8 protein-coding genes and 1 pseudogene are annotated in these 7,391 nt (G+C 58.6%); 6 read left to right on the top strand and 3 right to left on the bottom strand.

The window, feature by feature from the left end:
- The 3 genes from ABJO75_RS17545 to parC form a co-directional block, all read right to left on the bottom strand.
- On the bottom strand, positions 1-375 hold a 375-nt coding region (locus ABJO75_RS17545), incomplete at its 3' end, for a GTP-binding protein (RefSeq protein ID WP_348414028.1).
- Positions 376-489: 114 nt separating this feature from the next.
- Entirely contained in the window at positions 490-1,062 is a 573-nt protein-coding gene (locus tag ABJO75_RS17540) for a hypothetical protein (RefSeq protein ID WP_348129389.1), read from the bottom strand.
- A gap of 189 nt (positions 1,063-1,251) precedes the next feature.
- Positions 1,252-3,600, bottom strand: a complete 2,349-nt coding sequence (gene parC / locus ABJO75_RS17535) for a DNA topoisomerase IV subunit A (protein ID WP_348129392.1) — start codon at positions 3,598-3,600, stop codon at positions 1,252-1,254.
- A gap of 197 nt (positions 3,601-3,797) precedes the next feature.
- On the opposite strand from parC, the gene ABJO75_RS17530 reads away from it, so the two are divergent.
- The 6 genes and pseudogenes from ABJO75_RS17530 to ABJO75_RS17505 form a co-directional block, all read left to right on the top strand.
- Positions 3,798-4,448, top strand: a complete 651-nt coding sequence (locus ABJO75_RS17530) for an SH3 domain-containing protein (protein WP_348129395.1) — start codon at positions 3,798-3,800, stop codon at positions 4,446-4,448.
- A gap of 92 nt (positions 4,449-4,540) precedes the next feature.
- Positions 4,541-5,368, top strand: a complete 828-nt coding sequence (locus ABJO75_RS17525) for an SDR family NAD(P)-dependent oxidoreductase (protein ID WP_348129397.1) — start codon at positions 4,541-4,543, stop codon at positions 5,366-5,368.
- A gap of 70 nt (positions 5,369-5,438) precedes the next feature.
- Positions 5,439-5,642, top strand: coding sequence for a twin transmembrane helix small protein (locus ABJO75_RS17520; RefSeq protein ID WP_348129400.1), 204 nt, complete (start codon positions 5,439-5,441; stop codon positions 5,640-5,642).
- A gap of 4 nt (positions 5,643-5,646) precedes the next feature.
- Positions 5,647-6,219 carry a cob(I)yrinic acid a,c-diamide adenosyltransferase gene (locus ABJO75_RS17515; protein WP_348129403.1) on the top strand — a complete coding sequence of 191 codons (573 nt, stop codon included), beginning with the start codon at positions 5,647-5,649 and terminating at the stop codon, positions 6,217-6,219.
- 168 nt (positions 6,220-6,387) lie between these two features.
- Positions 6,388-7,146, top strand: coding sequence for an electron transfer flavoprotein subunit beta/FixA family protein (locus ABJO75_RS17510; RefSeq protein WP_348414027.1), 759 nt, complete (start codon positions 6,388-6,390; stop codon positions 7,144-7,146).
- Positions 7,146-7,391, top strand: a pseudogene (locus ABJO75_RS17505) (electron transfer flavoprotein subunit alpha/FixB family protein); the annotation flags it as partial. The gene ABJO75_RS17510 and the pseudogene ABJO75_RS17505, both read left to right, overlap by 1 nt.

Genomic DNA, 7,391 nt, shown 5'->3' with positions numbered 1-7,391 from the left:
CGTCGGGATGCCGACCTGGCGACCCAGCAGGATGTGCTCGCGGGTCTGCGGCATCGGGCCGTCAGCAGCGTTCACAACCAGGATCGCGCCGTCCATCTGCGCCGCACCGGTGATCATGTTCTTCACATAGTCAGCGTGGCCAGGGCAGTCGACGTGCGCATAGTGGCGGTTTTCAGTCTCGTATTCCACGTGCGCGGTCGAGATCGTGATCCCACGCGCTTTCTCTTCGGGCGCGCCGTCGATCTGGTCATATGCCTTGAAATCACCGAAATACTTCGTGATCGCAGCCGTCAGCGTCGTCTTGCCGTGGTCAACATGGCCGATTGTGCCAATGTTCACGTGCGGCTTGTTACGCTCAAACTTTTCCTTACCCATCTGCAGGCGCCTTTTGTTGAATTGGGGGGCCGAAACGGCCCGCATTTACGTCGAGTGCGGGCGCGACATATGAGGTTCAGAACGGAAAATCAAGCCTGTCCTGCGCACCAGCAATCACTCGGCCAAGGGTGTTATCGCGGCCGGTGTTTCCGGTCGCTTGTCAAACCATCCATTCTGTTCGTGCTGCTCGGACAACCAGTCTCCCAGTTGATCCAGCGCATTGGCAGTCAGACCATCCATCTGTTCCTGCTTGGTCCGCTCGCGTCCCGAGCCTTTGAAAAACGTGGTGGTGGTGGAATCTTCGACCACGGTGATCTGGTGCACCTCGTCGTTGAGCTTTTTGCCAGCGGCGTCGTCCCAAACGGTGACATTGATGACCAACATAGACCGAGGGTTATAGATGAACCCTTCCGGAGCCAGCATGAACCCTTCGACACTGATGCCAAAATGATAGAGCTGATCGCCATCAAAGCCACCAAACCGCGCCGCGACCGCATTCTGGATCGTGCTTTCCCACTCTTCGGGCGTGGCGTCGCGCGAAATCGGTCCTTGCCGCGCCTTCTGGGCGACAACAACATTGTGGCCCAGCTTGAATTCCCCCAGCGACGCGGGCGTCCGGTCCTGCGGACCCGTGTTACAGGCAGCCAACAGGACAAGCCCGGCCAGCAGTGTCAAAATGCGGATCATGGTGTTCTCTCGTCAGCCTCGTGTTTGCGAGCAAATAGCCCAGCAAGCCCACAGGTGCAAACGCAACCGGCGCTGTCTGCCGTCAATGTGATCCCGAGACCGCTAAACTCTGGGCGAAACTGCGACCTAAGGCGCTGCGACTTTACATTGAATCGCTTGCCCGCTGTTTCTCCCGATAGTCGAAATGCCTTACTTGAACCGGTTACTACGTGGGAAGCCATAGGGCGGTCGTTTTCCGACACCTGCGCGTTTGCCCAGCCATTCGGTCAGGTCAGGTTCATGCCGGGTCTTGCCCCCGCCCATTTCCCAACTCAGACCCTCGCTCCAGTTGAAGGTCGTGATATCGGCGAGGCCACCGTCAAGCTCGAGCGATCCCTGCTTGCCTCGCGCCATGTTGTATTTCTGAAGTCGCACACCTTTGCCCCGGCCCATCTCGGGCAGTTCTTCGGTCGGGAAAACGAGGAACTTGCCGTTCTGCGAGACCACAGCCACGTGATCGCCTAGCACCGGGCGACAGATACACGCCTGCGCCGCATCGCCGACATTCAAGACCTGCTTGCCAGTGCGGGTCTGGGCGATCACATCCGCCTCGGGCAAGACGAACCCGTTGCCCGCCGTAGACGCCACTAGCAGCTTGCGGTCTGGCGCATGAATAAACAGATCGACGATTTCAGCCTCGTTTGGCAGATCGACCATCAAGCGCAGCGGTTCACCCATGCCGCGCCCGCCGGGCAGGTTGGCGGCGGACAGGGTATAAAACCGGCCGTTGCTGCCAAAGACCAGCAGCCGGTCGGTGGTTTCTGCGTGAAAGATGAAACGCGGGCCGTCACCGTCCTTAAATTTCAACTCGCGGGTCAGATCGATATGGCCGGTCATCGCGCGGATCCAGCCCATTTGCGAGCAGACAACGGTAATCGGCTCGCGGTCGATCATGGCCTCAAGCGGGACCTCTTCGGCCTCACCCGCCTCCTCCAGAAGGGTCCGCCGCGCACCGCCTTCGTAATCCTTGCCAAAGGTCTTTTTGGTTTCTTTCAGTTGCTCGGCGATTTTTGCCCATTGCAAGCCCGGATCAGCAAGCAGATCTTCGATTTCGGCGCGCTCTTTCATCAGCGCATCATACTCGTTGCGCAGTTCCATCTCTTCGAGACGGCGCAGGCTGCGCAGGCGCATGTTCAAAATCGCTTCGACCTGAACTTCCGACAGTTCACCCTCGCCCACGGGCGGAGATTGGTAGTCGCTTTCGGACGTCGCGCGCACAAAATCGCGGGACCAGTCCTCGCGCATCAGTGCGGATTTGGGATCGTCATCATAACGGATGATGTCGATCACTCGGTCGAGATTGAGGAAGGCGACGATAAAGCCTTCCAGCACCTCAAGCCGATGGTCGATCTTGGCTAGGCGGTGGCGGCTGCGGCGCAGCAGCACCTCTTGCCGGTGATCGAGGAACGCGCGCAATACTTCCTTGAGCGAGCAGACCTTCGGCGTCACCCCGTCGATCAACACGTTCATGTTCAGCGAAAACCGCACTTCCAGATCGGAATTGCGGTAAAGCATGCCCATCAGAACCTCCGGGTCCACGTTCTTTGACCGTGGCTCAAAGACCATCCGGATGTCATCGGCGCTTTCATCGCGGATATCAGCGAGAATCGGAATCTTCTTGGTCTGGATCAGATCAGCGATCTTTTCGATCAACCGCGATTTCTGCACCTGATACGGGATCTCGGTGACAACAATCTGCCACTGGCCGCGCCCAAGGTCCTCGACCTCGTATTTACAACGGAGCCGGAACGAGCCTCGGCCCGTACGATAGGCATTGGCGATATTTTCAGGCGGCTCGACGATGACGCCGCCGGTCGGAAAATCCGGCCCCGGCACATAGTTGAGCAGCGTATCGTCGCGCGCATCGGGCGTCTTGATCAGATGCAGACAGGCATCACACAGTTCGGCAATATTGTGTGGCGGTATGTTGGTCGCCATGCCCACGGCAATACCGCTTGATCCATTGGCGAGAAGATGCGGGAACTGTGCTGGGAGCACCACCGGTTCAGTGAGCGTTCCGTCATAATTGTCGCGAAAATCAACCGCGTCCTCGTTCAACCCTTCGAGAAGCGCCTCGGCAACGATGGTCATCCGCGCTTCTGTATAGCGCGAGGCGGCGGGGTTATCGCCGTCGATGTTGCCAAAGTTCCCCTGCCCGTCCACCAGCGGATAGCGCACGTTGAAATCCTGCGCGAGCCGGGCCATGGCGTCATAGATCGCGGCATCGCCGTGCGGGTGATAGTTACCCATCACGTCGCCAGAAATCTTTGCCGATTTGCGGAACCCGCCGTTGCTCGAAAGCCGCAATTCACGCATCGCATAGAGGATTCGCCGGTGAACCGGCTTTAGTCCGTCGCGCGCATCGGGCAACGCCCGGTGCATGATCGTTGATAACGCATATGTGAGGTAGCGGTCGCCAATGGCACGGCGCAGGGGCTCGGCCACTTCGCCAAGTCCATTTTCGGGCTTCATGTTGGGGTCATCAACCAGATCACTCATAGATGCTGTGATACGCGTCTGATCGAGTCGGGTAAAGCGACCCGTTTCCTTTTTCTCGCCAAGATCTGTTGTTAGCAAAATGACAATTGTTTTGGACTCTTCCCCATGCATCGAATCGGCACGTTCGCTATTGTTGGCGTGTTCGGTTGGTGTGCGGCCGGGTTCTGGTTTGTGGTTTTTCTGTTGGAGGGCGCCCGATGCGCTTGGTTCTTGCTTCTTTCGCCGTAATGGCGCTGGTGTTCTACGAATTGAGCGGGGGGTCTGAATTTCAGCCGCCCGAGCGTCCGCAGGTCGCCGAGAGTCCGTTGAAGAAAGATGTCGTGCAAACCCCGCGCCGCGTCAGCATTGTCGCGGACAAGCCGGTTCGCACGATACCCACAACGCTGAGCGACCAACCCGCAGTCGTGCCAGCAGTGGCGGACGAACCCGAGATCATCGAAACACGAGCCCCATCCCCTGAATTGCAACAAGTGCGCGCCAGCCTGAGCCAAGGCCTGACCCTCGTTACGGACGGGGCGCAAGCGGCTGATTTATCGCTGGCCTCGCTGGAGCTTGGCGCGACTGGGTTGCGCACCACCACCGGCACTGAAACAGACACAGTAGACGGCACGCCACGGCAAGCCGATCTCTTTGCGTCGCAAGAGGCCGATATACGCGAAATCACCGGCACTCGGGTCAACATGCGCGACGGCCCCGGAACGATATATCCGATCATCGCGCGGCTGAATATCGGCCAGTCGGTAGAGGTCCTGAGCGAAAGCGGCACAGGATGGCTGCGGCTCCGTACGATGCCCGGCCAACAGCTTGGCTGGATCTCGGCCTCGTTGGTCAGCAAGCCGGACCGCTGATCTCGGTATCACCGAATCAGAAACAGTTCTGTTGCAGTGCGCCGCGCCAGCGGGCATAGGCTTGGCCCAATGGTCATCCACAGGCGCAGCACATGCAGAAATCCATCCTGATCACCGGTTGCTCCTCGGGCATCGGACTCGACGCGGCGCAAACCTTGCGCGCAGCAGGGTGGAGGGTTTTTGCCGCATGCCGACAACAAGCAGACTGCGACCGTTTGATTGCCGACGGGTTTGAAAGCCCCCGCATTGACTATTGCGATGAAGACAGTATTCGCAGCGGACTTGCAGACGTTCTCAGCGCGACAGGCGGCACATTGGATGCGCTGTTCAACAACGGCGCCCATCAACTGGCCGGTCTGGTCGAGGATTTACCGACCGATGGATTGCGCGCAATTTTCGAGGCCAACCTGTTTGGCTGGCATGAACTGACCCGTGGTGTGATCCCGGTCATGCGGGCGCAGGGTCACGGCCACATCGTACAATGTTCCTCTGGACTTGGGCTTCTCGCGATCCCTTGGCGCGGAGCCTATACGGCGACGAAACATGCGTTGGAAGGTCTAAGCGATACGATGCGCGTCGAATTGCGCGGTTCTGGTATTCAGGTCGTGCTCATCGAACCCGGCCCGATCACAACGATGTTTCGGGAAAAGGGTATTCCCTACTTCGAAAAATACATGGACTGGAAGAACTCTCCACGCCGTGCCGACTATGAAGCGCGCCTGATACCCCGCATGTACAACGAGACTGGCCCAGACAGATTTGAACTGCCTGCGAGCGCCGTGACCGCCAAACTTTTGCGGGCACTGGGCAACGCCAACCCCAACCCGAGGTACTATGTGACGACAGCGACCTATATCGGTGGCTATCTGAAACGGGTGCTGTCCAGCCGGATGATTGACCGCATCGTGTCGCGGATCTAGATTTAGCGGTTCGCTTTTGCGTCTCGGGCGACTACATCACGACGCGAACGACAGTGACTTTGGGGGCAATATGGACGATCTGCTTTTTCCGATGATCCTGGTGGCGATGGCCGCAGTGGTGATCATACTTATGATCGGTATAGGTGGGTTCGCCAAAGGCGGCGCCTTTAACAAGAAACACGGAAACAAGATGATGCGCTGGCGGATCATCGCGCAGTTTGTCGCCGTTTGCCTCATCCTGCTCTTTGTCTGGCTGCGCGGAAGCGGAGGCTGACGATATGGTAGTCCTGAACAAAATCTATACCCGCACAGGCGATGGCGGCGACACTGCGCTCGGCAATGGCGAGCGTATCGCCAAGCAGGCACTGCGGGTGTCTGCTTATGGCACTTCGGACGAACTCAACAGCTTTGTTGGCGTTGCGCGGTTGCATGCTGAGGGTGAAATCGACACGGCCTTGTCACGCATTCAGAATGACCTGTTCGATCTCGGCGCGGACCTGTGCCGACCTGATATGGACAAAGATTCAGAGGCCGAATACCCGCCCCTACGCATGATCGATGCCCAGGTTGACCGGCTGGAATCCGAAATCGACGCGATGAACACGCATCTGAGTCCGCTACGCAGTTTTATACTGCCCGGCGGCAGCGCATTGGCGGCGCAGTTGCATGTGTGCCGCACGGTGTCGCGCCGCGCAGAGCGGCTGGCGGTCGAGTTGGCCGCAACAGAAGCGGTGAACGCCTCGGCGGTCAGATATCTGAACCGGCTGAGCGATTGGTTCTTTGTCGCGGCGCGATTGGCAAACAACAACGGCGAAGATGACGTTTTGTGGGTTCCCGGCGCGAACCGCTGAGCCGACAACGTTCTGCGATTTCCGGCAAAAAACAAGAAACGCGACGTTCAACCCTGATAACGTGACGATTTTACCCTGTTTCCTGCTGCCTTGCCCCGCTATCAACTGCTGGAATGCATTGAACCGAGTCGATGACCGGCTTGGTTTTATTTGAGGAGAGAACCGCAGATGAAGGTATTGGTGCCTGTCAAGCGCGTGATCGACTATAACGTGAAAGTTCGCGTGAAGGCGGACGGGAGCGGTGTCGATCTGGCCAATGTGAAGATGTCGATGAACCCGTTCGACGAGATTGCCGTCGAAGAGGCCATTCGCCTGAAAGAAGCAGGGAAGGCCGAGGAAATCATCGCTGTGTCCATCGGCGTAAAGCAGTCGCAGGAAACCCTGCGCACAGCGCTGGCAATGGGTGCAGACCGGGCGATTCTGGTTGTGGCAGCAGATGACGTACACACCGACATCGAACCTCTCGCGGTTGCCAAGATCCTCAAGGCGATTGTTGACGAAGAGCAGCCGGGCCTCGTGCTCTGTGGCAAGCAGGCGATTGACAACGACATGAACGCCACCGGCCAGATGCTGTCGGCCCTGTTGGGCTGGTCGCAAGGCACCTTTGCCTCTGAGCTGGACATTGATGGCGACAGCGCCGTTGTGACCCGCGAAGTCGATGGCGGCTTGCAGACCATCAAGGTCAAGATGCCGGCGATCGTTACGGTCGACCTGCGCTTGAACGAACCACGCTATGCGTCGCTGCCCAACATCATGAAGGCCAAGAAAAAGCCTCTGGATGAGAAAACGGCTGCGGACTACGGCGTTGATGTCAGCCCGCGTCTCGAAATCGTCGGAACCGCCGAGCCTGCAATCCGCGCTGCCGGGATCAAGGTCGCGTCGGTGGACGAGCTGGTTGCGAAACTCAAGGAAGTGGGGGCTGTATAATGGCTGTACTTTTGCTTGCCGAAGTCACCGATGGTGAACTGGCGCTGGACGCGACCGCCAAGGCGGTAACTGCTGCGACGAAACTGGGAGACGTGACTGCGCTTTGCTGTGGTGCTTCTGCCGCTGCTGCCGGTGATGCCGCCGCCAAGATCGCTGGCGTGTCCAAGGTGCTGGTCGCCGAGGATGCATCATTGGGCCACCGCCTCGCGGAATCGACGGCTGCACTGATCGTGTCGCTGGCTGGC

This window comes from Sedimentitalea sp., from assembly GCF_039973035.1.
In the GTDB taxonomy this organism is placed as follows: domain Bacteria; phylum Pseudomonadota; class Alphaproteobacteria; order Rhodobacterales; family Rhodobacteraceae; genus Sedimentitalea.
Note: the sequence above shows the minus strand (reverse complement) of the source record. Positions and strands in the feature narration are given on the sequence as shown.